This window comes from Kitasatospora phosalacinea (assembly GCF_030268885.1).
Lineage (GTDB): Bacteria > Actinomycetota > Actinomycetes > Streptomycetales > Streptomycetaceae > Kitasatospora > Kitasatospora phosalacinea_C.
This window is the reverse complement of record NZ_BSSA01000007.1, coordinates 30,684-53,344: the sequence shown is the minus strand read 5'-3', so window position 1 is coordinate 53,344 and position 22,661 is coordinate 30,684. Positions and strand designations below refer to the sequence as shown.

Annotated in this window: 24 protein-coding genes and 1 tRNA gene; 18 read left to right on the top strand and 7 right to left on the bottom strand. The window is 74.7% G+C overall.

Features of this window, described 5'->3' with window-relative positions; genetic code table 11:
• Positions 1-18 precede the first annotated feature (18 nt).
• Positions 19-2,760, top strand: a complete 2,742-nt coding sequence (locus QSK52_RS12685) for a penicillin acylase family protein (protein ID WP_285736088.1) — start codon at positions 19-21, stop codon at positions 2,758-2,760.
• 13 nt (positions 2,761-2,773) lie between these two features.
• Here QSK52_RS12685 and QSK52_RS12680 read toward each other — a convergent pair whose 3' ends face one another.
• Positions 2,774-3,361: a 5-formyltetrahydrofolate cyclo-ligase gene (locus QSK52_RS12680; RefSeq protein WP_285736087.1), complete on the bottom strand. Its 588-nt coding sequence runs from the start codon at positions 3,359-3,361 to the stop codon at positions 2,774-2,776.
• 63 nt (positions 3,362-3,424) lie between these two features.
• On the opposite strand from QSK52_RS12680, the gene QSK52_RS12675 reads away from it, so the two are divergent.
• From QSK52_RS12675 to QSK52_RS12640, 8 genes are all read left to right on the top strand, one after another.
• Positions 3,425-4,264, top strand: coding sequence for a GGDEF domain-containing protein (locus tag QSK52_RS12675; protein ID WP_285736086.1), 840 nt, complete (start codon positions 3,425-3,427; stop codon positions 4,262-4,264).
• Positions 4,265-4,322: 58 nt separating this feature from the next.
• Positions 4,323-5,243, top strand: a complete 921-nt coding sequence (gene galU / locus QSK52_RS12670; protein ID WP_285736085.1) for a UTP--glucose-1-phosphate uridylyltransferase GalU — start codon at positions 4,323-4,325, stop codon at positions 5,241-5,243.
• Between the two features lie 26 nt (positions 5,244-5,269).
• Positions 5,270-6,583 (top strand): molybdotransferase-like divisome protein Glp, encoded by a 1,314-nt coding sequence (gene glp / locus QSK52_RS12665; RefSeq protein WP_285736084.1) that lies wholly within the window; start codon positions 5,270-5,272, stop codon positions 6,581-6,583.
• 115 nt (positions 6,584-6,698) lie between these two features.
• Positions 6,699-7,136 (top strand): cyclic pyranopterin monophosphate synthase MoaC, encoded by a 438-nt coding sequence (moaC, locus tag QSK52_RS12660; protein WP_285736296.1) that lies wholly within the window; start codon positions 6,699-6,701, stop codon positions 7,134-7,136.
• Positions 7,133-7,633 carry a MogA/MoaB family molybdenum cofactor biosynthesis protein gene (locus QSK52_RS12655; protein WP_285736083.1) on the top strand — a complete coding sequence of 167 codons (501 nt, stop codon included), beginning with the start codon at positions 7,133-7,135 and terminating at the stop codon, positions 7,631-7,633. Before moaC ends, QSK52_RS12655 begins: the two co-directional genes overlap by 4 nt.
• Positions 7,630-8,256, top strand: coding sequence for a GNAT family N-acetyltransferase (locus QSK52_RS12650; protein WP_285736295.1), 627 nt, complete (start codon positions 7,630-7,632; stop codon positions 8,254-8,256). The genes QSK52_RS12655 and QSK52_RS12650 overlap by 4 nt, the downstream gene beginning before the upstream one ends.
• 213 nt (positions 8,257-8,469) lie before the next feature.
• Positions 8,470-9,459 carry a divisome protein SepX/GlpR gene (gene sepX, locus QSK52_RS12645; protein ID WP_285736082.1) on the top strand — a complete coding sequence of 330 codons (990 nt, stop codon included), beginning with the start codon at positions 8,470-8,472 and terminating at the stop codon, positions 9,457-9,459.
• 144 nt (positions 9,460-9,603) lie between these two features.
• A tRNA-Ala gene (locus QSK52_RS12640) sits at positions 9,604-9,680 on the top strand.
• 997 nt (positions 9,681-10,677) lie between these two features.
• On the opposite strand, the gene QSK52_RS12635 is transcribed toward QSK52_RS12640, so the two are convergent.
• Complete coding sequence (locus QSK52_RS12635) at positions 10,678-11,031, bottom strand: zinc ribbon domain-containing protein YjdM (protein WP_285736081.1); 354 nt, start codon at positions 11,029-11,031, stop codon at positions 10,678-10,680.
• A 240-nt stretch (positions 11,032-11,271) separates the two neighbouring features.
• Here QSK52_RS12635 and QSK52_RS12630 point away from each other — a divergent pair, with 240 nt between their 5' ends.
• The 5 genes from QSK52_RS12630 (at position 11,272) to QSK52_RS12610 (ending at position 14,801) form a co-directional block, all read left to right on the top strand.
• Positions 11,272-11,628, top strand: a complete 357-nt coding sequence (locus tag QSK52_RS12630; protein ID WP_285736080.1) for an ArsR/SmtB family transcription factor — start codon at positions 11,272-11,274, stop codon at positions 11,626-11,628.
• A gap of 185 nt (positions 11,629-11,813) precedes the next feature.
• Positions 11,814-12,074, top strand: a complete 261-nt coding sequence (locus QSK52_RS12625; RefSeq protein ID WP_285736079.1) for a hypothetical protein — start codon at positions 11,814-11,816, stop codon at positions 12,072-12,074.
• 77 nt (positions 12,075-12,151) lie between these two features.
• A complete protein-coding gene (locus QSK52_RS12620) occupies positions 12,152-13,849 on the top strand; it encodes a SulP family inorganic anion transporter (protein ID WP_285736294.1) in 1,698 nt (565 codons plus the stop codon).
• A gap of 78 nt (positions 13,850-13,927) precedes the next feature.
• Positions 13,928-14,059 carry a DUF6126 family protein gene (locus QSK52_RS12615; RefSeq protein ID WP_285736078.1) on the top strand — a complete coding sequence of 44 codons (132 nt, stop codon included), beginning with the start codon at positions 13,928-13,930 and terminating at the stop codon, positions 14,057-14,059.
• 79 nt (positions 14,060-14,138) lie between these two features.
• Complete coding sequence (locus tag QSK52_RS12610) at positions 14,139-14,801, top strand: class I SAM-dependent methyltransferase (RefSeq protein ID WP_285736077.1); 663 nt, start codon at positions 14,139-14,141, stop codon at positions 14,799-14,801.
• A gap of 249 nt (positions 14,802-15,050) precedes the next feature.
• On the opposite strand, the gene QSK52_RS12605 is transcribed toward QSK52_RS12610, so the two are convergent.
• Both QSK52_RS12605 and QSK52_RS12600 read right to left on the bottom strand, forming a co-directional pair.
• On the bottom strand, positions 15,051-15,587 hold the full coding sequence (locus QSK52_RS12605; protein ID WP_285736076.1) for a hypothetical protein: 537 nt from the start codon (positions 15,585-15,587) through the stop codon (positions 15,051-15,053).
• A 45-nt stretch (positions 15,588-15,632) separates the two neighbouring features.
• Positions 15,633-16,736 (bottom strand): acyltransferase family protein, encoded by a 1,104-nt coding sequence (locus QSK52_RS12600; protein ID WP_285736075.1) that lies wholly within the window; start codon positions 16,734-16,736, stop codon positions 15,633-15,635.
• A gap of 353 nt (positions 16,737-17,089) precedes the next feature.
• Here QSK52_RS12600 and QSK52_RS12595 point away from each other — a divergent pair, with 353 nt between their 5' ends.
• Genes QSK52_RS12595 through QSK52_RS12580 form a run of 4 tightly spaced genes read left to right on the top strand, consistent with a single transcriptional unit; the run spans position 17,090 to position 20,002 of the window.
• Positions 17,090-17,332, top strand: coding sequence for a hypothetical protein (locus QSK52_RS12595; protein WP_435053231.1), 243 nt, complete (start codon positions 17,090-17,092; stop codon positions 17,330-17,332).
• Positions 17,329-18,702 carry a putative T7SS-secreted protein gene (locus tag QSK52_RS12590; protein ID WP_285736073.1) on the top strand — a complete coding sequence of 458 codons (1,374 nt, stop codon included), beginning with the start codon at positions 17,329-17,331 and terminating at the stop codon, positions 18,700-18,702. Before QSK52_RS12595 ends, QSK52_RS12590 begins: the two co-directional genes overlap by 4 nt.
• Complete coding sequence (locus tag QSK52_RS12585) at positions 18,699-19,433, top strand: hypothetical protein (protein WP_285736072.1); 735 nt, start codon at positions 18,699-18,701, stop codon at positions 19,431-19,433. Before QSK52_RS12590 ends, QSK52_RS12585 begins: the two co-directional genes overlap by 4 nt.
• On the top strand, positions 19,430-20,002 hold the full coding sequence (locus tag QSK52_RS12580) for a hypothetical protein (RefSeq protein WP_285736071.1): 573 nt from the start codon (positions 19,430-19,432) through the stop codon (positions 20,000-20,002). Before QSK52_RS12585 ends, QSK52_RS12580 begins: the two co-directional genes overlap by 4 nt.
• 1 nt (position 20,003) lies before the next feature.
• On the opposite strand, the gene QSK52_RS12575 is transcribed toward QSK52_RS12580, so the two are convergent.
• From QSK52_RS12575 to QSK52_RS12565, 3 genes are read right to left on the bottom strand one after another with little or no spacing between them, the layout of a single operon-like run.
• Complete coding sequence (locus QSK52_RS12575) at positions 20,004-20,648, bottom strand: response regulator transcription factor (RefSeq protein WP_285736070.1); 645 nt, start codon at positions 20,646-20,648, stop codon at positions 20,004-20,006.
• Positions 20,588-21,865 carry a sensor histidine kinase gene (locus QSK52_RS12570; protein WP_285736069.1) on the bottom strand — a complete coding sequence of 426 codons (1,278 nt, stop codon included), beginning with the start codon at positions 21,863-21,865 and terminating at the stop codon, positions 20,588-20,590. Before QSK52_RS12570 ends, QSK52_RS12575 begins: the two co-directional genes overlap by 61 nt.
• A complete protein-coding gene (locus tag QSK52_RS12565; protein ID WP_285736068.1) occupies positions 21,862-22,644 on the bottom strand; it encodes a CPBP family intramembrane glutamic endopeptidase in 783 nt (260 codons plus the stop codon). Before QSK52_RS12565 ends, QSK52_RS12570 begins: the two co-directional genes overlap by 4 nt.
• Between the last annotated feature and the right edge of the window lie 17 nt (positions 22,645-22,661).

Here is a 22,661-nt window from a genome sequence, read left to right as displayed (position 1 = left end):
CCTCATACAAGGACTCGGATGCCCCGCTCGAAGAAGTTCCGGCGCGCACGTCTGATCATGATCCTGCTCGCCGTGCTGCTGATCGCGGGTCTGGTCGGCGGCGGCTGGTGGGCGGTGGACACCGTCCGCTCCTCCTTCCCGCAGGTCAGCGGCACCGTCAAGGTGCCCGGCATGTCCGCCCCGGTGGACGTGGTCCGCGACGACAAGGGCATCCCGCAGCTGTACGCCGACACCGACGCCGACCTGTTCCGCGCCCAGGGCTACGTGCAGGCCCAGGACCGGTTCTGGGAGATGGACGTCCGCCGGCACATCACCGCCGGCCGGCTCTCCGAGATGTTCGGCTCCGCCTCGGTCGAGAAGGACACCCTCCTGCGCACCATGGGCTGGCGCCAGGTCGCCCAGAAGGAGTGGGACACCGTCCTGTCCGAGGACACCAAGCGCAACCTGACCGCCTACACCGAGGGCGTCAACGCCTGGCTCGCCGAGCACCCCGGCGGCGCCGGCGCCTCGCTGGAGTACGCGCTGCTCGGCACGGTCAACTCCGGCTACGAGCCCGAGAAGTGGGACCCGGTCGACTCGGTCGCCTGGCTCAAGGCGATGGCCTGGAGCCTGTCCGGCAACATGCAGGAGGAGATCGACCGCTCCCTGCTCACCCAGGACTTCACCGCCGAGCAGATCGAGCAGCTCTACCCCGGCTACCCGTACGAGCGCAACGGCACCATCGTGAAGACCGGCAAGCTCTCCGGCGACGGCACCTACACGCCCGGGGCGGGCGCCACCGTGCCCCCCGCGCCCGGCGCCGGCACCGCCGCGAGCAGCGCCCAGGCCCGGGCCGCCGCCCAGAGCCTGCTCGGCGACCTGTCCGAGAAGGTGGCCGCGCTGCCGGAGCTGCTCGGCCCGCAGGGCCAGGGCATCGGCTCCAACTCCTGGGTGGTGGCCGGCGCCAACACCACCACCGGCAGGCCGATGCTGGCCAACGACCCGCACCTCGGCCCCGGCATGCCCTCCATCTGGTACCAGATGGGCCTGCACTGCCGCGCCGTCTCGCCGACCTGCCACTACGACACGGCCGGCTACACCTTCGCGGGCATGCCCGGCGTCGTCATCGGCCACAACAAGGACATCGCCTGGGGCTTCACCAACCTCGGCGCCGACGTCACCGACCTGTACCTGGAGAAGGTCACCGGCCCCGACACCTACCTCCTCGACAACAAGGACATGAAGTTCACCGTCCGCAAGGAGACCATCAAGGTCGCGGGCGGCGAGGACCGCACCATCACCGTCCGCACCACCCAGGACGGCATGCCGCTGATCTCCGACCAGTCCTCCGAGGACCAGAAGGTCGGCCAGTACGCCCCCGCGGGCAACGCCGCCCCCGACCGCGCCGCCGGCTACGGCGTCGCCCTGCGCTGGACCGCGCTCGTCCCCGGCAAGACCATGGACGCCGTCTTCGAGCTCGACCGGGCCACCGACTTCGCCGGCTTCCGCGCCGCCGCGCAGGACTTCGCCGTCCCCGCGCAGAACCTGATCTACGCCGACACCAAGGGCAACATCGGCTACCAGGCCCCCGGCCTGATCCCGGTCCGCGGCAAGGGCGACGGCCGCTACCCCGCCCCCGGCTGGGACTCCGCCTACGCCTGGAAGAGCGGCTACCTGCCGTTCAAGTCGCTGCCCTACGCGTACAACCCGCCCGAGGGCTACATCGTCACCGCCAACCAGGCCGTCGTCGACCCGAGCTACAAGGCGCTGCTCACCACCGACTGGGAGTACGGCACCCGCGCCAAGGAGATCACCGACCAGATCCAGGAGAAGCTGAAGAACGGCGGCAAGATCTCGCTGGACGACATGCAGTCCATGCAGCTCGACAACACCAGCGTGATGGCCAAGGAACTCGTCCCGCTGCTGCTCAAGGTCCAGATCAGCGACCCGTACGTGCGCGAGGCCCAGGACCTGCTGCGCGACTGGAACTACCACCAGGACGCCGACTCCGCCGCCGCCGCCTACTACAACGGCGTCTGGCGGGCCCTGCTCACCCTCGCCTTCGGCCAGAAGTTCCCCGCCGACCTCCGGGTCGAGGGCGACTGCCTGCTGGTGCGCCAGAAGCGCGACAACACCCTGCCCGACGACGCGCTCGGCGGCGCCGCGCAGGCCGTCACCGAGTGCGGCACCCGCAAGGCCGCGCAGGCCCAGCCGGACGGCGGCGACCGCTGGACGGAGGTCGTCCGCCAGCAGCTCGCCGACCCGAAGTCGCCCTGGTGGGACTACATCGACTCCGACCACCAGCAGCAGCACGGGCTCGACAACCTGCTCGCCGAGGCGCTCAAGGACGCCCGCCAGGACCTCACCTCGCGCCTCAGCAAGGACATCTCCACCTGGAGCTGGGGCCGCCTGCACCAGCTCACCCTGCAGGAGCCCACCCTCGGCAGCGACGACTCCTCGATCGCCTCCGGCCTGGTCCACAAGCTGCTCAACCGCGGCCCCTACAAGCTCTCCGGCGGCAGCGCCGCCGTCGACGCCACCGGCTGGAACGCCGCCGCGGGCTACGACGTCGACTGGATCCCCTCCATGCGGATGGTCGTCGACCTCAGCGACTTCGACTCCTCCCGCTGGATCAACGTCGGCGGCGCCTCCGGCCACGCCTTCCACCCCAACTACAACGACCAGACCGAACTCTGGGCCTCCGGCCGGCTCCTGCCCTGGGCCTACACCAAGGACGCGGTCACCAAGGCGGGCAAGAACACCCTGACCCTGACCAACTGAGAGGGGCCCGGATTCAGAAGCGCGTCACGCCCTCCGGGGTGGCCACCGCGTGCACCGGCAGGTCGTGCGGCTCGGCGGGCACGGCCGGGAGCAGCTCGTGCGGGTACAGCAGCGTCGCCAGCAGCGGCCGGGCGCCGGCGCGGGCGAGGCGGGCCAGGACGCGGTCGTAGGAGCCGCCGCCGCGGCCGAGACGGACGCCGCGGGCGTCGACGGCGAGGCCGGGCAGCAGGACGACGTCCGCGGCCAGGACGGCGTCCGGGCCCAGGCGCGGGCCGGTGGGCTCCAGCAGGCCGCGGGCGGCGGGGGAGAGGCGGTCCTCGCCCTCGTACGGGGCCCAGTCCAGGTCGTTGTCGGACAGCAGGACGGGCAGCAGCACCCGCACGCCGCGCGCGGCGAGCGCAGCCAGCAGCGGCCGGGTGCCCGGCTCCGCGCCGACCGAGACGTACGCGGCGACGGTGCCGCCCGGCGGCACCAGCGCGGCGGCGTGCCCGGCCAGCGCCTCGGCCGCGGCGGAGCGCTCCGCCGCGGCGAGCGCCCGCCGTTCGGCGAGCAGCCGTGACCTCAGCGCCGCCTTGTCGTTGGACAACCGATCCGCAGTCACCGTTCGATTCCCTCCAGCTCTGTCCCGTGCACTGACACGAGCCTGACACGCCGAGGCCGCCGCATGTCCACCCCGCTCCTGCTCCAGGCCCTGGCCGCGATCGGCGCGGCCGCTCCGGCCGTCGCCGGCGTCCGTGCGGTGCGGCGCCGCCGGTCCCGGGCCGAGCACGGCTCCCGGGAGACGGAACTTCTGGCGAAGATCGCGGAACTCACGGAGGAACGGGACGAATTGGCGCGCACCGCGTCCTGCGACCCGCTGACCGGGGTGTGGAACTACCGGCACCTGCAGCTCACCCTGGACCGCGAGATCGAACGGGCCCGCCGGGCCGAGGCCACCGCGATCGACCCGCGCCCGCTGTCGGTGCTGCTGCTGGAGGTGGCCGGCTTCGACGGCGTGGTCGCCGAGCACGGCCGGACCCGCGCCAACGCGATGCTGCGGGACCTCGCCCAGCGGCTGGCGATGGAGATCCGCGGCTGCGACACCCTGGGCCGGTACGGCGGGGAGGAGTTCCTGGCCCTGCTCCCGGACACCGGCCCGGAGGGCGCCGCGCAGGTCGCCGAGCGGCTGTGCTGGTCGGTGCGCCGCCACCGGTTGACCGACCGTCACCCCGGCGAGAGCGCCGCCCCGGACGAGCGGAGCGGCCTGACCGCCGCCGTCGGCCTGGCCGTGCTGCCCCGGGACGGCGCCCACGCGGCCCTGCTGCTGCGGGCCGCGGACCGGGCCCTGGCGGCGGCCCGGGCGGCGGGCGGCGACTGCTGGCGCTCCACCGAGAACCTCCCCGCGGAGCTTCCCGGTCCGAACGTTTCACCGACGCCCGGTAAGGTGTCTTCCGGCCCCGGCGGGGCACCCCTCACCCCGCATGCGACCACCGTCGGCCCGGGCCCGACCGGTGACAGGCCCTAACCATCGATTCACTCCACTCCCAGCAGAGTGGAATGCACGCCTTAGTAAGGTCGGACGCATGACGAACAAGCACGCCCGCCAGCCGGTCACCAAAGCAGTCGTCCCGGCCGCCGGGCTCGGTACGAGGTTCCTCCCCGCCACCAAGGCCACGCCGAAGGAGATGCTGCCGGTCGTCGACAAGCCGGCCATCCAGTACGTCGTGGAGGAGGCCGCCGCGGCCGGCCTGTCCGACATACTGATGGTCACCGGCCGCAACAAGCGCGCTCTGGAGGACCACTTCGACCGCGCCTACGAGCTGGAGGAGCTGCTCAGCCGCAAGGGCGACAAGGAGCGCCTGCGCCGGGTGCAGGAGTCGGTGCAGCTCGCGAGCATGCACTACGTCCGCCAGGGCGACCCCAAGGGCCTCGGCCACGCCGTCTCGGTCGCCGAGCAGCACGTCGCCGGGCAGCCGTTCGCCGTCCTGCTGGGCGACGACCTGATCGACCCGCGCGACCCGCTGCTGGCCCGGATGATCGAGGTGCAGCAGGAGCTCGGCGGCTCCGTCGTCGCGCTGATGGAGGTCGACCCCGCGCAGATCCACCTGTACGGCTGCGCCGCCGTCAAGAGCACCGAGCTCGGCGAGGACGTCTTCCAGGTCACCGACCTGGTGGAGAAGCCCGACACCGCGGACGCCCCGTCCAACTACGCCGTCATCGGCCGCTACGTCCTCGACCCGGCCGTCTTCGACGTGCTGCGCGAGACCCCGCCCGGCCGCGGCGGCGAGATCCAGCTGACCGACGCGCTGCGCGAGCTGGCCACCCGCGACGGGTCCGACGGCGGCCCGGTGCACGGCGTGCTGTTCAAGGGCCGCCGCTACGACACCGGCGACCGCGCCGACTACCTGCGCGCGATCGTCCGGCTGGCCGCCGAGCGCGACGACCTCGGCCCCGAGTTCCGCACCTGGCTGCGGCAGTTCGTCACCACCGAGATGCAGGGCTGACCCACCACGAAGGCGAGCGTGAGGCGATGACCGGGAAGCACGACCCCTGCTGCGAGGGCGCCGGCTCTCCGGCCTCGTCGCGCCTGTGGACCGTCGACGAGCACCTCGCCGACGTCCTCGCCGCGGTGGCCCCGCTGCCGCCCATCGAGCTGCAACTGCTGGACGCCCAGGGCTGCCGGCTCGCCGAGGACGTGCGGGCCGACGACGACCTGCCGCCCTTCGACAACAGCTCGATGGACGGCTACGCGCTGCGCACCGCCGACACGGTGCGCGCCACCGAGCAGTACCCGTCGGTGCTGGCCGTGGTCGGCGACATCGCGGCGGGTGCCGCCGACCTGCCCAAGGTCGGCCCCGGTCAGGCCGCCCGGATCATGACCGGCGCCCCCGTCCCGCCCGGCGCCGAGGCCGTCGCCCCGGTCGAGTGGACCGACGGCGGCACCGGCACCGGGCGGGCCGCCGACGCGATGGGCGCGCCCGTCGCCGGCGAGGAGGTCCGGGTGCTGCGCCCGGTCGCCGAGGGCGCGCACATCCGCCGCCGGGGCAGCGACGTCACCGCGGGCGACACCGTGCTGGAGGCGGGCACCGTGCTCGGCCCCACCCAGCTCGGCCTGCTGGCCGCGATCGGCCGCGGCACCGTCCGGGTCGCCCCCCGGCCCCGGGTGGTCGTGCTCTCCACCGGCAGCGAACTCGTCCAGCCCGGCGAGGCCGCCGGACCGGGCCGCATCCACGACTCCAACTCCTTCACCCTGACCGCCGCCGCGATCGCCGCCGGAGCCGTCGCCTACCGGGTCGGCGGCGTCCCCGACGAGGCGGGCACGCTGCGCGCCGTGCTGGAGGACCAGCTCGGCCGGGCCGACCTGATCGTCACCAGCGGCGGCGTCTCGGTCGGCGCGTACGACGTGGTCAAGGAGGTGTTCGCCGACTACGGCGGCGTGGACTTCCGGCGGCTGCGGATGCAGCCGGGCAAGCCGCAGGGCTTCGGCCGGATCGGCGCGGGCCCCGGCGTGCCGTTGCTGGCGCTGCCCGGCAACCCGGTCAGCGCGTACATCTCCTTCGAGCTGTTCGTCCGCCCGGTCATCCGCACCATGCTCGGCGCCCCCGACGTGCACCGCCCCGTGGTGCGCGCCGCGACCACCGCGGCGCTGCGCTCCCCGGCCGGGCGGCGGCAGTTCCTGCGCGGCCGGTACGACCCGGCGGCGGGCACCGTCTCCCCGGTCGGCGGCGAGGGGTCGCACCTGGTCGGGGCGCTGGCCAGGGCCGACTGCCTGATCACCGTCCCCGAGGACACCACCGCGCTGCCCGCCGGGAGCGCCGTGGATGTGGTCCTTCTCACGGACTGACCGGGGCGGGGTTGTACGGTAGCGCGAGATTCGCACCGTGCCACTGGAGCCACTCGTGACCGACACACCCCCCGGCGACCGCCTCACCCACGTCGACCACACCGGCGCTGCCCGGATGGTCGACGTCTCCGAGAAGGCCGCCACCACCCGCGTCGCGGTGGCGGCCGGCCGCGTCCGGGTCGCCCCCCGGGTGGTGGAACTGCTGCGCGGCGAGGGCGTCCCCAAGGGCGACGCCCTCGCGGTGGCCCGGATCGCCGGGATCATGGGCGCCAAGCGGACGCCCGAACTGATCCCGCTCTGCCACCCCATCGCGCTCACCGGCACCACCGTCGACCTCGCCGTCACCGACACGGCCGTCGAGATCACCGCCACCGTCCGGACCGCCGACCGCACCGGCGTCGAGATGGAGGCGCTCACCGCCGTCGCCACCGCCGCGCTCACCGTCATCGACATGGTCAAGGCCGTCGACAAGGCCGCCGCCATCGAGGACGTCCGGGTGCTCAGCAAGACCGGCGGCAAGAGCGGCGACTGGTCGAGGGAGGGGGAGCGGTGAGGGCGCTCGCCGTCACCGTCTCCAACCGGGCCTCGGCCGGCGTGTACGAGGACCGGGGCGGCCCGCTGCTGGTCGCCGGGCTGCGCGAGATGGGCTTCACCGCCGACGGCCCGCTGGTCGTCCCGGACGGGGAGCCGGTCGAGGCGGCGCTGCGCGAGGCCGTCGCCGCCGGGTACGACGTGGTGCTGACCACCGGCGGCACCGGGATCTCCCCGCAGGACCTCACCCCCGAGATGACCGCCCGGGTGATCGACCGGCAGATCCCCGGCATCCCCGAGGCGATCCGCGCGCACGGCCGGGCGAAGGTCCCCACCTCGGCGCTCTCCCGCGGCCTGGCCGGGCTCGCCGGACGCACCCTGATCGTCAACCTGCCCGGCTCCACCGGCGGCGTCCGCGACGGCCTCGCCGTGCTCGCCCCGCTGCTGCCGCACGCCGTCGACCAGTTGGCCGGCGGCGACCACCCGCGCCCCGCCGATCCTTCCGGGAGCGCCCGCTGAACGCCGGCTGGCCCGTCGAACTCGTCGAGGGCGACATCGTGCTGCGGCCCATCCGCCGCCGCGACCAGGCCGAGTGGCAGGAGGTCAGCCGCCGCAACCGGGACTGGCTGCGCCGCTGGGAGGCCACCGTCCCGCCCGCCCCGCCCGGCCGGGCCCCGCTGCCCCGACCCACCTACCGGCAGATGGTCCGCTACCTGCGCGCCGAGGCCGCGGCCGGCCGGATGCTCCCCTTCGTGGTGCTCCACCAGGGCCGCCTGGTCGGCCAGTTGACGGTCGGCGGGATCACCTGGGGCTCGATGTGCTCCGCCAACGTCGGCTACTGGGTGGACGAGGCCGTCGCCGGGCGCGGCATCATGCCCACCGCCGTCGCGCTCGCCGTCGACCACTGCTTCCGCGACCTGGGCCTGCACCGGGTCGAGGTGTGCATCCGCCCGGAGAACCGGCCCAGCCGCCGGGTGGTGGAGAAACTCGGCTTCCGCGAGGAGGGAATGCGCCCGCGCTACCTGCACATCGACGGCGACTGGCGCGACCACCTGGTGTACGCGCTCACCGCCGAGGAGGCCGCCGACGGGCTGCTGCGGCGCTGGCACGACCTCAGGAACCGGCCGCCGCAGGATAATTGAATACTTGTTCGAAATAGATATCGATATGGCATCGGGGCCGGGGCGAGCCGCCACAAATACCGGCAAAATAGTCTGAGAATCAGCTTGATCACACGACACGCCGCGCCAAATTGCTGCAGTGCCTTCGCCCGCGCCCTTACCGTGTGAAACGTGAGCAGTAGCGGCCTTATCTACGCGGTCATCGTAGGGGCCTGGGCTGCCTATCTGGTGCCGATGTGGCTCCGCAGGCAGGACGAGCTCAACGAGTCGCGTCCGACGGAACGCTTCAGTACCGCGATCCGCCTGCTGGCCGGTCGATCGGCCATGGAGCGGCGCGCGGCCCGAGCCCTCGGCGACCAGACCGCCGACCAGCACCCCGCCGGGGAGGACCCGGACGGGGCCCTCGCCGACCCCGCGACCGGCCCGGCGGCCGACCCCGCGGAGGTCGCCACCCGGCCCACCGCCCGGCCCGCTGGCTGGGACGGCGCCGAGCCGGCCGTGGAGCCCGCCGCCGGGCTTGCCGTCGAACCGGCCGCCGGACCGGCCGCGGCGGCGAAGCCCGAGCGGGAGCGCGAGCGCGAGCACGGCGACCGGCGCTCCGCCGAGCGCCGGGCCCGGCTGCTCGCCCGGCGGCGGCGGATGGTCACCATGCTGTTCCTCGCCTTCGCGCTGGGCGCCGTGGTCGCCGCCGTGGCCGGTTTCGCCTTCCTCTGGGTGCCCGCCGTCCCCGGCGTGCTGCTCACCCTCTACATCGGCCACCTGCGCCGCTTGGAGCGGCAGCGCTACGAGGTCAAGTTCGACCGCACCAGGGCCGCGCAGGCCGCCGAGCGACTGCGCGAGCGCGAGCGCGCCCGCTCCACCGCCCGCCCCGCGTCCGAGCCGGCGACGGCCCGCCCCGCGTCCGCCGCCGAACCGGCCGCCCCCGCGGACCCGGCCACCACCAGGGCGACCGTGCTGGCCGAGGCCACCGAGCACGAGGAGTGGGCCGACGGCGTCCGCGCCCGGGCCGCCGCCGGGCCGGACTCCTGGGAGCCCGTCCCCGTCCCGCTCCCCACCTACGTCACCGCCCCCGTGGCCCCCCGCACCACCCGGGGCCTCGACCTCTCGGCCCCCGACACCTGGGACTCCGGCCGCCCGGCGACCCCGCTCTTCGACCAGTACGGCGAGCCCGCCCCGCCCCCCGCCGCCGACTGGACCACCCGCCCCCGCGCCGCCAACGAGTGACGCCACGGCCCCGTCCCACCGCCCGCCCCGGCCGCAACGCCCCGCCTGCGCCGGGGCGTTCGCACGCCCGGACACCCCCGCGGCCCGGCCGGGACGACCATGGTCACGAGTACCCCCGCAGAGGTGATAGAGTTCTTTCTTGTTGGGGCTGTGGCGCAGTCCGGTAGCGCACCTCGTTCGCATCGAGGGGGTCAGGGGTTCGAATCCCCTCAGCTCCACCAACAGAAATCCCGCCCGGGAAACCGGGCGGGATTTCTTGCATTCCGGGCCGTCAGCCGGGCGCGGGGGGCGACGGGCCAAGGGCCGGGAGCGTGCTGACGGAGCGTGGTGGGCAGGCCACTGTTGGGCTCGTCAGGTGGCGCATGCGGGCGGCGGTGGCCGATCGGGCACGGTTCTGGGGATGCGGGGGGGGCGATCCGCTGTCGGCCGCGGCGGTCACGGGGGTGCTGGGCGCGGTCGGCTCGGCGACGGCGGGGGAGGCCGGGAAGTGGGCCTGGGAGTCGGTCGGGAACCTCGCCCAGCGGGTGACCGGCCGACAGATCGCCGCGCCGGTCGGGGGGAGGAGCGGGAGGGGCTGGCCCGGCTGCTGGTCGAGGGGGTGCGCCACGACCCGGAACGGGCCCGGGCGCCGGCCGCCTGGACGAGTGGCCTGGCCGACGGCGCCCCGGGCCCGGTGCGCGCGGTGCCGCGGCTGCTGCCCGCCTCCGCCCGGTACTTCACCGACCGCAGGGACCTGCTCGCCGCGCTCGACCGGGAGGCCGGGCGTAGGGTCGACGGCCGCCCCCGGCAGGTGCGGCTGCACGGCCCGGACGGCATCGGCGCCAGCGCGGTGGCGATCCACTGGGGACGGCCACCTGCGCGGGCCACCGCCGTCGAGACCCCCGGGCTGCTGCGACTGCGCCAGTGGCGCTACGGCGAGGCACCAGCGCGTCCGCGATCGGCGCCCCGCCGTCGTCCGGCGGCCACTCCGGCGACACCCCGAACACGGGGACGCCCCGACCCCCGGTGTCCGGTGCGGTCGGCTTCTTGTTGTAGCCGAACCCGCGCGAGTGGACAGTCAACTTCCCGTTGGGGCAAGGGTGTCGGCCGCCGAAGCCGGCGGATGTCGCCAGCTCGGGACCGAGGTCGGGAGCCTGCTCCCACGGGACGACGGGGAGGCCCGGCGAGCCGAGGAGTTCGGGCGTCCCGGAGCGGAAGGGGGAACGGGCCGGGGTCCGCTCAGACCTTCTTGACCACGCTCGACTTCAACTGCATGGCGCCGAAGCCCTCGACGCGGCAGTCGATGTCGTGGCCGTCGACGCCGTCGACCAGGCGGATGTTGCGCACCTTGGTGCCCGCCTTGATGCCGGAGGGGCTGCCCTTCACCTTGAGCGCCTTGACGACCGTCACCGTGTCGCCGTCGCTCAGCACGTTGCCGACCGCGTCCCGGACCACCCGCCCGACGGGGTCCGCGGCACCCGCGGTTTCGGCGGGGGACCACTCGTGGCCGCACTCGGGGCAGACCACCAGGGCGTCCATCGCGTAGGTGTACTCGCTGGAACACTTCGGACAAGGAGGGAGGTTCTCGCTCATTTCGCCCACCCTAGCCGAGGGCGCCGAACTGCCGTGCGGCGCGGGGCGGATGGTGGGCGGGGTCAGGGTGCCGTCCCTCGGTTGCCGATGTTAGCAACTGCGAAGGTCGACATGCCCGGCGCGGGCGGGCGGACCGCGTGCGCTCTCGGGGCTGCGGCGCGGTTGCTAAGGTCGTGCCTGACGGCAGCGTCCAGGATCCGACGGAGATGGGGTGAACCTGTGGGTGCCGACGCCCCCCGCGTGTCCCCCGTGGTCAGCACGCCGCTGTACCAGGTGAAGGCGGAGTTCTTCAAGACGCTCGGCCACCCGGTCCGCATCCGGGTGCTGGAGCTGCTCAGCGAGCGCGAGCACGCGGTGGCCGAACTGCTGCCCGAGACCGGGGTGGAGGCGGCCCACCTCTCCCAGCAGCTCGCCGTCCTGCGCCGGGCCAACCTGGTGGTCGCCCGCCGGGAGGGCAGCACCGTCCACTACAGCCTCACCAGCCCGCGGGTCGCGGAGCTGCTCGCGGTGGCCCGCGAGATCCTGGGCGGGGTGATCATCGGGCAGGTCGAGCTCCTGGACGGCCTGCGCGCGTCCGGCGGACCGTCCCGGTCCTGAGCCGGGCGGCTCGGCCTCCTCCGCCCCTCCCTCCGTCCTCCGCGGGTGGACCCTCGGGCGGGCGACATGCGAAAACATCGACTTGCGAAATTCGTAAAGTCCATACATGATGCCTGCTGTGGGACCGGACGCCGGTGTGCCCGACCGGGCCGGGCCGGGCCGGGGACGGCCGAAGGAGGGCCACGGTGACCGGGGTCTTCGACCAGGAACTGCGCGACCAACTCGCCCTGGCCAGGCAGTCCGAGCACGCGGCGCGCACCGCCGGGGACGAGGACGGCGAGCGGGCCTACGCCGGACGGATCGCCGAACTGCTGCGGATCGCCGAACAGCACGGGATCGCCCTCCCGCCGCACGCCGCACCGGAATCCACGGCGCACGCCGCACCGCACGCCGCACCGGAATCCACGCCGCACGCCGCACCGCACGCCGCGCCGGAACGGGCGTGAGCACCGCACGGGCCGGGCTGGCGGGCGTACGGGCCGGGCTGGCCGGCGTGCTGCCGGACCGGCGGATCCTCGCGGGCATGGGCCGCTCCCCGCGCACCGACCTGCTCGCCGGGCTGACCGTCGCGGTCGTCGCGCTGCCGCTCGCGCTCGGCTTCGGGATCTCCTCCGGCGCGGGCGCCGCGGCGGGCCTGGCCACCGCGGTGGTGGCGGGTGCGCTGGCGGCGGTGTTCGGCGGGTCGAACCTGCAGGTGTCCGGGCCGACCGGGGCGATGACGGTGGTGCTGGTGCCGATCGTCCACCGGTACGGCGTGGACGGGGTGCTGACGGTCGGCCTGCTGGCCGGGGTGGTGCTGGTCGTGCTCGCGCTGGCCCGGGCCGGGCGCTGGATGGCGTACGTGCCGGTGCCGGTGGTGGAGGGGTTCACGGTCGGCATCGCCGGAGTGATCGCGCTGCAGCAGGTGCCGGGTGCGCTCGGCGTGCCCGGGCCCGCGGGCGACAACCCGGCGGTGGTCGCGGTGCGGGCGGTCGGCGCCTTCCTCGCCGCCCCGCACCCCGCCGCGCTCGGGTTGGCGCTGGGCGTGGCCGCCGTGATGCTGATCGGCGCGCGGCTGCGGCCCGCCGTCCCGTTCTCGCTGCTCGCGGTGGTCGCGGCCACCCTGCTGGCCCGGGCGGCCGACCTGCCGGTGGCCACCATCGGCCACCTGCCCGCCGGGCTCCCCGCGCCCTCGCTCGACTTCTTCGAGGCGGCCGACGTGCCCGCGCTGCTGCCCCCGGCGCTCGCGGTGGCGGCGCTCGCCGCACTGGAGTCGCTGATGTCGGCGACCGCCGCTGACGCGATGGGCGCCAAGGGCGCCGCGGCCGCCGCGGGCGAACGGCACGACAGCGACCGGGAGTTGTTCGGCCAGGGGGTGGCCAACCTGGTCGCGCCGCTGTTCGGCGGGATCGCCGCGACCGGCGCGATCGCCCGGACCGCCGTCAACGTCCGCTCCGGCGCGGCCTCCCGGCTGGCGGCGCTGGTGCACGCGGCCGTCCTCGCGGCGATCGTGTACGCCGCCGCGCCGCTGGTGGCCGGGATCCCGCTGGCGGCGCTGGCGGGCGTGCTGATCGCCACCGCCGTCCGGATGGTCGAGGTCGGCCCGCTGCGGGCCCTGGCGCGCAGCGGGCGCGGCGCGGCGGCGGTGCTGGTGCTGACGGCCGCCGCGACCCTGGCGTTCGACCTGGTGACGGCCGTGGCGGTGGGCCTGCTGCTGTCCGGGGTGCTGGCACTGGCCGAGGTGGCGCGGGCGGCCCGGGTCGAGCAGGTGCCGCTGCACGGGGAGCCCCCGGGCGGAGCGGCGGCGGGTGCGGGCACGGGGCGGGACGGGGAGCGGGACGGGGAACGGGCGCTGCTCGCCGAGCACGTCGTCGCGTACCGGATCGACGGGCCGCTGCTGTTCGCCGCCGCGCACCGCTTCCGGCCCGCCCTGACCGGGGCGGGCCGGGTGCGGGTGGCGATCCTGCGGATGTCGCGGGTCAGCGCGATCGACGCCAGCGGCGCGGTGGTGCTGGGCGACACCATCGCCGAACTGGAGCGGCGCGGCACCCTGGTGCTGCTCTCCGGCCTGCGCGCGGAGCACCACCGGCCGCTGGACGCGCTCGGCGTGCTGGACCGGCTGCGGGAACAGGGCCGGGTCTTCGGCAGCACCCCGGAAGCGGTCGCCTGCGCCCGGCGGCACCTGGACGCCGAGGGCCTGCGGAGCCCCGCACCGACCGCCGACCGCGGCGGGGTGCGGTGACCGGCCGCCCACCCCTTTGCCGACACCAGCACCGACACCATCACCAGCACCAGCACCAGCACCAGCATCGGAGCAGTCATGAGCGACGCCGTCCGCGACGAGAAGAGCAAGCGCCGGGCGATGATCGTCCGCGCCCTGATCTACATCGCCGGCACCCACCTCTTCGCGGGGTTCGTGATCCTGCTGTTCACCGTCGGCGGCCGCCACTGACCTGACGGACCGTCACCATCACGTACGGGCAAGGGAAAACGGCTGGCCGGGCCGTGGTGCGCGGGCGTACCGTCCGGGCATGGACTGGAGCGCGTGGCACGGGGCCTACGACGACCCGGGCTCCTGGCAGGCCCGGCGGCTGCTCACCGTGCAGGCCCGGCTGCGGGAGGTGCTGGACGGCGCCCCGCCGGGCGGCCTGGGCATCGTCAGCCTGTGCGCGGGCGAGGGGCGGGACGTCCTGGGCGTGCTGGCCGAGCACCCGCGCCGGGCCGACGTCCGGGTCCGGCTGGTCGAGGCGGACGCGCGCAACACCGCGGCGGCCCGACGGCGCGCCGAGGCGGCGGGACTCGGTGCCCAGGTCGAGACGGTGACGGGGGACGCCGCGCTGCCCGCCCACTACGCGGGCCTCGCCCCGGCGGACGTGGTGCTGGCCTGCGGGGTCTTCGGCAACCTCACGGACGCCGACGTGGCCCGCACCGTCCGGGCCTGCCGGGCGCTGTGCCGCACCGGCGGCACGGTGATCTGGACCAGGCACCGCGAGGCGCCCGACCTGGTGCCGCGGATCCTCGACTGGTTCGCCGAGGCGGAGTTCGAGCAGCGCTGGCTCTCCCCGCCCGACGTCGGCTACGCCGTCGGCGCGCACCGCTTCACCGGCACGCCCGACGAACTGGCCCCCGGGCAGCGGATGTTCGACTTCGTCGGGTACCCGACGCTGCGCCCCGACCGCTGGCCCGACGGCTGACCCTCCCGCGCCGGGGCCCTCCCGCGCCGGGCCCTCCCGTGCGGTCCTGCCGCGCCCGGGCCTTGCCGAGGGGCCGTCCGGGCACCGGGCCGGGGTCTGCCGCACGGCGACACACCCGGTCGGTCGGACAGCGCCCGTACATCGAGCTGGAGCCCACCGGCCACCCGCCGACCGTCGAGCAGCGCACCGGGATCACCCGGGCGCGCGTCCGGGAGATCGCCGAGGCGCTGCTGCACCCCGGGGAGGGGCTCAGGCGTGCAGGACGGTCAGGTGGACGGTGGTGGCGTCGCCGTCCGGGGTCGTGACGGCGGTGCCCGCGGGGGCGGGGCCGAAGGTGAGGACGCGGTGGGGGCTGTCCGGGGGGAAGGTCCAGTCGACGTGGTCGCGGCGGCGCAACCCGGCGGTGTCCTGCAGGGCGGTGGCCGGGTCGGTGGTGCTCTCGGTGGCGTGCAGGGCGGCGAAGTAGGCGGTGGCGGTGGCGGACGGGACGGTGAAGCGCAGGAAGAGGACGTCCGGGCCGGACACCGAGTTGTCGTCGCTGTAGTACCGCACCCCGGTCGCGCCCGCGGGCAGCGTCACGCCGTAGTAGCGCAGCAGGGTGGCCAGGTTGCGCGGCCCGCCGAGGTTGGCGCAGTCGTACTGCCGGTACGCGCGGGCGTCGTGCGGGTGCATCGGCCAGCAGCTGCCCCACGCCTCGCGGGCGCCGACCAGGCCGCCGCCGAGGGCGAGCAGCACGACCAGTACCCAGGTCAGCGGCCTGCGGTGCCAGGCCCGTACAGCGGACATGCCTACCCCCCGGTGCGCCGTCCCGTCCGGACGGCAGTTCCCGGATCATAGTCGGCCGGCCGGCGGACCGGCCGGTGACGGCCGCTGCTCCCGCAGCAGCAGGCGCAGCCGGGGTGCGAGCAGCGGCCGCAGCAGCCGGGCCACCGGCCGGGAGCACAGCAGCAGGGTCAGCCCCGCCGCGGCGGTGGTCAGCGCCAACTGCCCGGCCGCGGACGGCAGGAAGCCCCGCCCGTACCAGCCGCCGTGCACCAGGGCCAGTTGCAGGAACGGGTGCACCAGGAACGCCGCGGTACCGGCCGCGCCGAGCGCCGCCCACCGCGGCGACCGCGTCCGCACCGGCACCAGCGCCAGGAACACCGCGCCCAGCACCGCCCCGGCCAGGTTGACCCCCAGCGACACCAGCAGCCAGCGCGGGTAGCCCGCGTGCAGCCCGGCCGCGCTCGCGCTGCGGTAGAACCAGGCCGCGTCCAGCCGCGGCACCAGCCAGTACGCGGCCGGGGCGGCCGCCCCGAGCACCGGCACCGCGGCCGCCCGCAGCCACCGGTGGCCGCGCAGCGCGAGCACCCGGCGGCGGTCCAGGACCAGCCCGGCGACGAAGAACGGCAGCAACTGCAGCGTCCGCCCGATCGACAGCTGCGGCGTCAGCGGCAGCGCCCCCGCCAGCAGCGAGACCGCGACGGCGGTGGTCAGCGGTGCGCGCAGCCGGTGCCAGAGCGGGGCGCTCAGCCGCCACAGGAACAGCGACAGCAGGAACCAGGTCACCCAGACCGGGGTGAGCAGGTCGAGCGTGAACCGCCCGCCGCCCAGCCACGCCGCGTACGCCCCCAGCAGGGTCGTCCACAGCAGGTACGGCGCCAGGACGCCGCTCAGCAGTCGGCCGAGCTGGTCCGGGCGGGCGGCGAAGGAGCGGGAGAACCAGCCGGAGACGAACACGAACACCGGCATGTGGAACGCGTACACCAGCAGGTACCCGGCGTGCAGCACCCGGTGGCCCGGCGCCCGCACCAACGGTTCCCAGAAGTGCCCGCACACCACCAGCACCGTCGCCAGCAGCTTCACGCGGTCGAAGAACGGGTCGCGTGCGCCGCGGTCCGCCGCGGCGTCGGCCGGTTCGGTGCGGGGCCGGTCGACGGGGGGTTCGGTGCGCACGGGATTCTCCAGGGGGCGAACGGGCGGGCGGTTCCGGATTCGATTCGGTAAAGGGGTGGTACTGCGGCTGTTCCGCCGATCCGGTTCCGCCGGACCGACCGGTCTGTCCCGAGACGTCATCGTGCCTGACGGGGAGGGGAGTTGAACGGCGGAAGGTGGTGCACCCGCGTGCCGGAAGTGAAGGAAGTGTGGCGGTGTGCACCCGTGTGCTCGCCCGTCACGGGGCGCTCCTAGTCTGATGGTCTGCAAAGTGCCGACCAGTAATGACCAAAGTGATGACCTAGGGGGACGAAAACGCCATGGGGGCCTACTTCCGCGTCGAAGTCGACGATCTCTCCAAGCTGATGCAGCGCATGAAGGACAGTCAGCAGGACATGCGCGAGGCGCTCCACGCCATGAAGGAGACCGGCCCGAAGACGACCGGCAGCAAGGACCTCGACCACGCCTGCGACGACTTCAACGACAGCTGGCAGGACGCCATCACCCGCATCTCGCAGGGCGTCGAAGCGCTGGAGGAGAAGCTCGACCAGACCTGCAAGAACTACTCGGAGACCGAGCAGGCCCTCCGCGACATGTTCAGCGGGGCCTCGGCATGAGCGGTGACTTCTTCTCCTACGTCGCCGGGCTCGACCCGGACTTCCCGGCCCTGGGCTTCAACCCGGCCCCCGGCAACCCCGGCAACGTCGACGGCCTGGTCGGCAAGCTCAACAAGGCCGCCAACGCCATGGACAACGCCCACCGCACCCTGGTCGAGGTCGGCCGCGGCGGCAGCCTCTGGGAGGGCGACGCGGCCCAGGCGTTCTCCGGCAAGATCGGCGAGCTGCCCGGCTACCTGGAGGACAGCGTCGACGCGATGCGCCAGGCCTCCTCCGCGCTCAACAACTGGCGCAGCCAGCTCTCCTCCTACCAGGACACCGCCAAGCGCTACGAGGAAGAGGCCCAGTACGCCAAGGACCGCCTGGAGGCCGCGAAGAAGTCCCGCGAGCAGGCGTCCGACCGCTACGACAAGGCAGCCGACAGCCCCGCCTTCAAGCTGATCGGCATGCACTTCGACGACCAGGCCACCTTCTCCCAGGCGCAGAACCAGATCGACTCCGCCAGCGCCGAGTACCAGGCCGCGGGCGACGCGCTGGAGGCGGCCAACCGCGACCTGCAGGCCATCAAGGACGAGCTGGAAGCCATCGTCAAGCAGGCCAGGGAGCTCTACTTCCACCACCAGGACGACGCGGGCCGCACCGCGAAGGCGCTGCGCCGGGCCAACCAGAACGCGCCCGACATCAGCGCCTGGGAGAAGATCGGCAACAAGTTCAAGGACATCGGCAAGTCCATCAAGAAGTGGGCGACGGACCACGCCGACACCCTCAAGAAGATCGGCGACATCGCCAGCGGCATCTCCGGCGTGCTCGGCATCGCCTCCCTGGCCACCGTGTGGTGCCCGCCGCTGTCGGCGGCCCTCGGCGTGGCCTCGGCCGGCGCCTCCGCGGTCGCGCTCGGCGCCCACGGCATGGCCAAGCTCGGCGGCGCGGACATCAGCCTGATGACCCTCGCGGGGGACGCCATCGGCGCCGTCCCGTTCGGGACCGGCGCCTTCAAGGCGGGCAAGGCGGCCAAGACCGCGATCACGGGCGCCGAGGCGGTGGTCAAGGGCGGCCGGGTGGTGACCGAGGCGGTGGCCCCGGTCATCGTCAAGGGGGCGGGCTTCGCCGCCAACACCGGGAAGGTCGCGGCGAAGGTCGGGGAGAACGTCGTCAAGGTCGCCGCGGAGGGCGGCATCATGCACAAGGCGATCGGCATGGCGGTCACCAAGACGCCGCTGCGGAACTTCGCCCTCATCCACGAGGCCGGTGAACTGGCCGGGAAGCTGTCGGTCCAGTCCATGTGGTCGACCGTGCCCCAAGCCGCGGTCAAGGCCTTCGGCCTGGGCATGCACGCACCCAACCTCTACCACCAGGTGACCGGATCATGACGACGGAACACACGCCGACCGACCCCACCGCGGCCGACCGGGCGTCGGCGGCCGACCCCGCGGGGGCGGAGGCGGTCGACGGGCCGGTCGTCTACTGGGACGTCCCCGTCCTCTTCCACTCGCTCGGCCTCGAACTGCCGGAGGAGGAGCGGGAGGCGCACCTCGCCGAGGTGGCCCAGGAGATCTGGAGCGGCGGCACCGACTTCCAGCGCGAGACCGTGGCCTCCTGGTACCGGGACATCGCGCAGAATGCCGCCGAGGCGGGCGCCGTCTACTCCGGCTTCCTGCTCGGCGTCCTCGACGACGGCCGGATCAGCACCGGCAGCCTGGTCATCCAGAGCGCACCGGCCGACACCCAGGACGCCGAGGCCGTGGCCGCCGCGATCGAGGAACTGCTCTCCAACGACCCGGCCAACGAGGTCTTCACCGTGGACGCCCCGGTCGGGCCGGTGGTCGTCTCCGCCTACGGCACCATCAACGAGTTCGACGACGGCGAGGGGAACCAGGCCAAGCTCGAACTCGCCGAGGCCACCGCGTACATCCCCGTCCCGCAGGTCGACAACCTGCTCACCATGACGATCAGCACGCCCATCCTGAAGGAGTTCCCGGACTACATGGCGGCCCTGGCCACCGTCGTGGAGAGCGTCGCACTCGTCCGCCCGGGCGAGCAGCGCACCGCGCCGGTGCTCAGCCAGGAGTCGGCCAGCCGGATCACGGAGATGTTCGGGTGAGCACCCGGCACCCGCCGGCCCCGCCCGGTCCCGGCGCCGGAGCGCTGCCCCGGCGCGGGGCCGTCGGGCTGTGGCTGCAGTTCTGCCTGCAGTGGTTCTGGCTGCCCTTCCGGGTGGTCTGGTACCTGTTCGACGATCCCGCCGCCGACTGCGTGGCCGAGGAGCAGGAGTACCGGAAGTTCGTCCTCACGCCCAGCCGGTACCGCCTCGAACGCAGCGGCACCCGGGCGGAGTGGGAGGCGTGGGCCGACCGGGCCCTGGCGCGGGGCACCGCCGCCGCGACGCGCGGCGTGGTGAGCAGCGCGGAGCACTACAACACCGGCAGGACGCGGTACCGGGTCGAGGGGGACGCCCTCGTGCCCCGGACCACCATCCGCAGGCGCTACTACCGCGGCATCGGCGCCGAGGGGCTCGCCGTGCTGGCGGCCCGCCGCGGCTGGCAGATCGACCGGAACGACGCGCAGAAGTCGGAGATCCACCTCTTCCGGTCCCAGCCGGTGCCGCCGCACCCCCAGCAGTCCGGCGGCCCCCACCAGCAGCCGTCGGCCGGGGGCGGCGGGTGGCGGTGAGTCAGCGCTTGAGGTAGGCGAGGACGGCGAGGACCCGGCGGTTGGTGTCGGGGGTGTGGTCGATCCGGAGCTTGGCGAAGATCGCGGCCGTGTGCTTGGCGACCGCGCTCTCGCCGATGTGGAGGGCGGCCGTGATCGCGGCGTTGGAGCGGCCCTCGGCCATCAGCCGCAGGACGTCGAGTTCGCGCGGGGTGAGGTCGGCGGTGGTGCCGCGGGCGGTGGAGCGGGCCATCAGGCGGGCGATGACCTGCGGGTCCATGACGGTGCCGCCCGCGGCGACGGTGCGGACCGCGTCGACGAACTGGGTGGTGCGGGTGACGCGGTCCTTGAGCAGGTAGCCGACGGCGCCGCGGCCGTCGGCCAGCAGCTCCTGGGCGTAGAGCTGTTCGACGTACTGGGAGAGGACCAGGACCGGCAGGGCGGGGCGTTCCCGGCGGGCGGTCAGGGCGGCCTGGAGGCCCTCGTCGGTGTGGGTGGGCGGCAGCCGGATGTCGACCACGGCGACGTCGGGGGCGGACTCCCGCAGGGCGCGCAGCAGTTCGGGGCCGTTGTCGACGGCGGCGGCGACCTCGAAGCCGTGCTCGGTCAGGGTGCGGGCGAGGCCGTCGCGGAGGAGGAAGAGGTCTTCGGCGAGGACGACGCGCACGGGAGCTCCAGGATCGCGGTGGTCGGTCCGCCCGGGGGGCTGTCCAGGGCGAGGGTGCCGTCCAGGGCGGCGAGCCGGCGGCGGACGCCGGTGAGCCCGCTGCCCCGGCCGGGGTCGGCGCCGCCGCGGCCGTCGTCGCGCACTACCGCCCGCAACAGGCCGTCGGTGCAACGGAGTTCGACGTCCACCCGGCCGCCGCCGGAGTGCTTGCCCGCGTTGGCGAGCAGCTCGGCGACGGCGAAGTAGGCGGCGGCCTCGACGGGGGCGGGCAGCCGTCCGGGCAGGTCGGCGGTGACCTCGACGTCGAGGAAGGAGTCCAGGGCGAGCGAGCGGACGGCGTCGGGCAGGCCGCGGTCGGCGAGCACCGGCGGCAGGACGCCGTGCACCAGGTCGCGCAGCTCCTGCAGGGCCCGTTCGGAGGTGGCCCGGACTTCGCCGAGCAGGCGGCGGGCGGTGGCCGGGTCCTCGTCGAGCAGCTGCTCGGCCCGGTCCAGGTTCAGCCCGAGCGCGACCAGGCGGGCCTGGGCGCCGTCGTGCAGGTCCCGTTCGATCCGGCGCAGTTCGGCGGCCTGGGCGTCCAGGACGACGGCCCGGCTGTCGGTCAGCTGGTCGATCCGGCGCTCCAGCCGGGCCTGCGCGGGGCCGTCCAGCAGCCTGGCCGTCCAGGCCGCGTACCGGGCCAGCACGGGCGGGGAGAGCCACAGCCCGGCGGCGGCGAAGCCCAGGCCGAGCAGGGCCGCGGCGAGCGCGTTGACGGTTGAGTCGACCGGGACGAAGGCGTACCAGTTGCCCGGGCCCAGCAGCCGCCACAGGAACGGCTGCACGAACGCCCCGGACAGGCCGTAGCCGACCAGGGTGGGCGGGACGGCCACCAGCAGGCAGCCGGTGAACGGGGCCAGCCAGGACCAGGCCAGTTCGCGGCGGAAGCCGGGCGCGCCGAGCAGCGCCACCACGCCCGCGGGCAGCGGTTCGGGGGCGGCGGGCGCGCTGCCCGTCCAGCGGGCGAGCAGCGCGCGTTCGCGGTCGGCGCCGCGGCGCAGCAGCCGGGCGGCGGGCGGCAGCAGCGGCAGGCCGAGGCCGACCGGCAGCAGGGTCAGCGCACCGCCCGCGGCCAGGCCGCGCAGGGACGTCCCCAGGGCGCGCCAGGAGGCCAGGTGGCAGCGGCCGAGGGCGAGCAGGGCGGCCCGGAGCCGCACGGACTGCGGTCGCATCGTCATATCAGCACGATGCTATCCGCGCGCCCCGCCCGGTCCGCCCGCCCCGGCCGTCCCGTCCGACGGGCCGTCAGCACCCAGGGCAGCGCCACCAGGACGCAGGCCGCGCCGAACAGCAGCACCGGCCCGGTCGCCCCCGACTCCTGGTCCAGGAACAGCAGCAGGCCCAGGTTCACCAGCGCGTGGAAACCGCCCGCCACCGCCAACCGCCACCGCCCCACCCGCTCCCAGGCGAAGCCCAGCAGCACCGACATCGCCACCGTCGCGGTCAGGAAGCCCGCCGCGTACAGCGGGGACCGGGCGAACACCCCGACGTGCCAGCACCCCCAGGCCAGCCCGACCGCCACCGACGAGGCCCACGGCCCGAACCGCTCCCGCAGCAGCGGCTGCAGCAGGCACCGCCAGCCGACCTCCTCCCCGCAGGCGCCCAGCAGTTGGGCCGCCGCGACCACCCCGAAGGGCGCGGCCAGCGACCCAGGGTCGCGCACCGCGACCGGCACGCCGCACAGCGCCGCCCCGGCCACCGCGACCGCCGTGACCGCCACCGCGGACAGCAGCACCCGTCCGGACGGCCCGCGCCCGCCGCGCCCGGCCAGCAGCCGCCGCACCTGCCCCGGCCGCCACGCGGCCACCGCCGCCACTCCCAATCCGGGCCCGAACTGCGTCAGTTGCAGCACCTCCTCGGGCAGCCCCGTCGCGGGCTGCACCGCCCCCAGCGCCCCCGCTGCGACGAACGCCACCGCCAGGAACAGCCCGGTCGGCCCGATCCACTTCCCGCGCACCGCACTCCACCCCTCGT

Bases quoted from the DNA above. Each gene is read 5' to 3' on its own strand.
- QSK52_RS12685 (WP_285736088.1), top strand. From the start codon at position 19: ATGCCCCGCTCGAAGAAGTTCCGGCGCGCACGTCTGATCATGATCCTG.
- QSK52_RS12675 (WP_285736086.1), top strand. From the start codon at position 3,425: ATGTCCACCCCGCTCCTGCTCCAGGCCCTGGCCGCGATCGGCGCGGCC.
- galU (WP_285736085.1), top strand. From the start codon at position 4,323: ATGACGAACAAGCACGCCCGCCAGCCGGTCACCAAAGCAGTCGTCCCG.
- glp (WP_285736084.1), top strand. From the start codon at position 5,270: ATGACCGGGAAGCACGACCCCTGCTGCGAGGGCGCCGGCTCTCCGGCC.
- moaC (WP_285736296.1), top strand. From the start codon at position 6,699: ATGGTCGACGTCTCCGAGAAGGCCGCCACCACCCGCGTCGCGGTGGCG.
- sepX (WP_285736082.1), top strand. From the start codon at position 8,470: ATGTGGCTCCGCAGGCAGGACGAGCTCAACGAGTCGCGTCCGACGGAA.
- QSK52_RS12635 (WP_285736081.1), bottom strand. From the start codon at position 11,031: ATGAGCGAGAACCTCCCTCCTTGTCCGAAGTGTTCCAGCGAGTACACC.
- QSK52_RS12620 (WP_285736294.1), top strand. From the start codon at position 12,152: ATGGGCCGCTCCCCGCGCACCGACCTGCTCGCCGGGCTGACCGTCGCG.
- QSK52_RS12615 (WP_285736078.1), top strand. From the start codon at position 13,928: ATGAGCGACGCCGTCCGCGACGAGAAGAGCAAGCGCCGGGCGATGATC.
- QSK52_RS12610 (WP_285736077.1), top strand. From the start codon at position 14,139: ATGGACTGGAGCGCGTGGCACGGGGCCTACGACGACCCGGGCTCCTGG.
- QSK52_RS12605 (WP_285736076.1), bottom strand. From the start codon at position 15,587: ATGTCCGCTGTACGGGCCTGGCACCGCAGGCCGCTGACCTGGGTACTG.
- QSK52_RS12595 (WP_435053231.1), top strand. From the start codon at position 17,090: ATGAAGGACAGTCAGCAGGACATGCGCGAGGCGCTCCACGCCATGAAG.
- QSK52_RS12590 (WP_285736073.1), top strand. From the start codon at position 17,329: ATGAGCGGTGACTTCTTCTCCTACGTCGCCGGGCTCGACCCGGACTTC.
- QSK52_RS12585 (WP_285736072.1), top strand. From the start codon at position 18,699: ATGACGACGGAACACACGCCGACCGACCCCACCGCGGCCGACCGGGCG.
- QSK52_RS12570 (WP_285736069.1), bottom strand. From the start codon at position 21,865: ATGACGATGCGACCGCAGTCCGTGCGGCTCCGGGCCGCCCTGCTCGCC.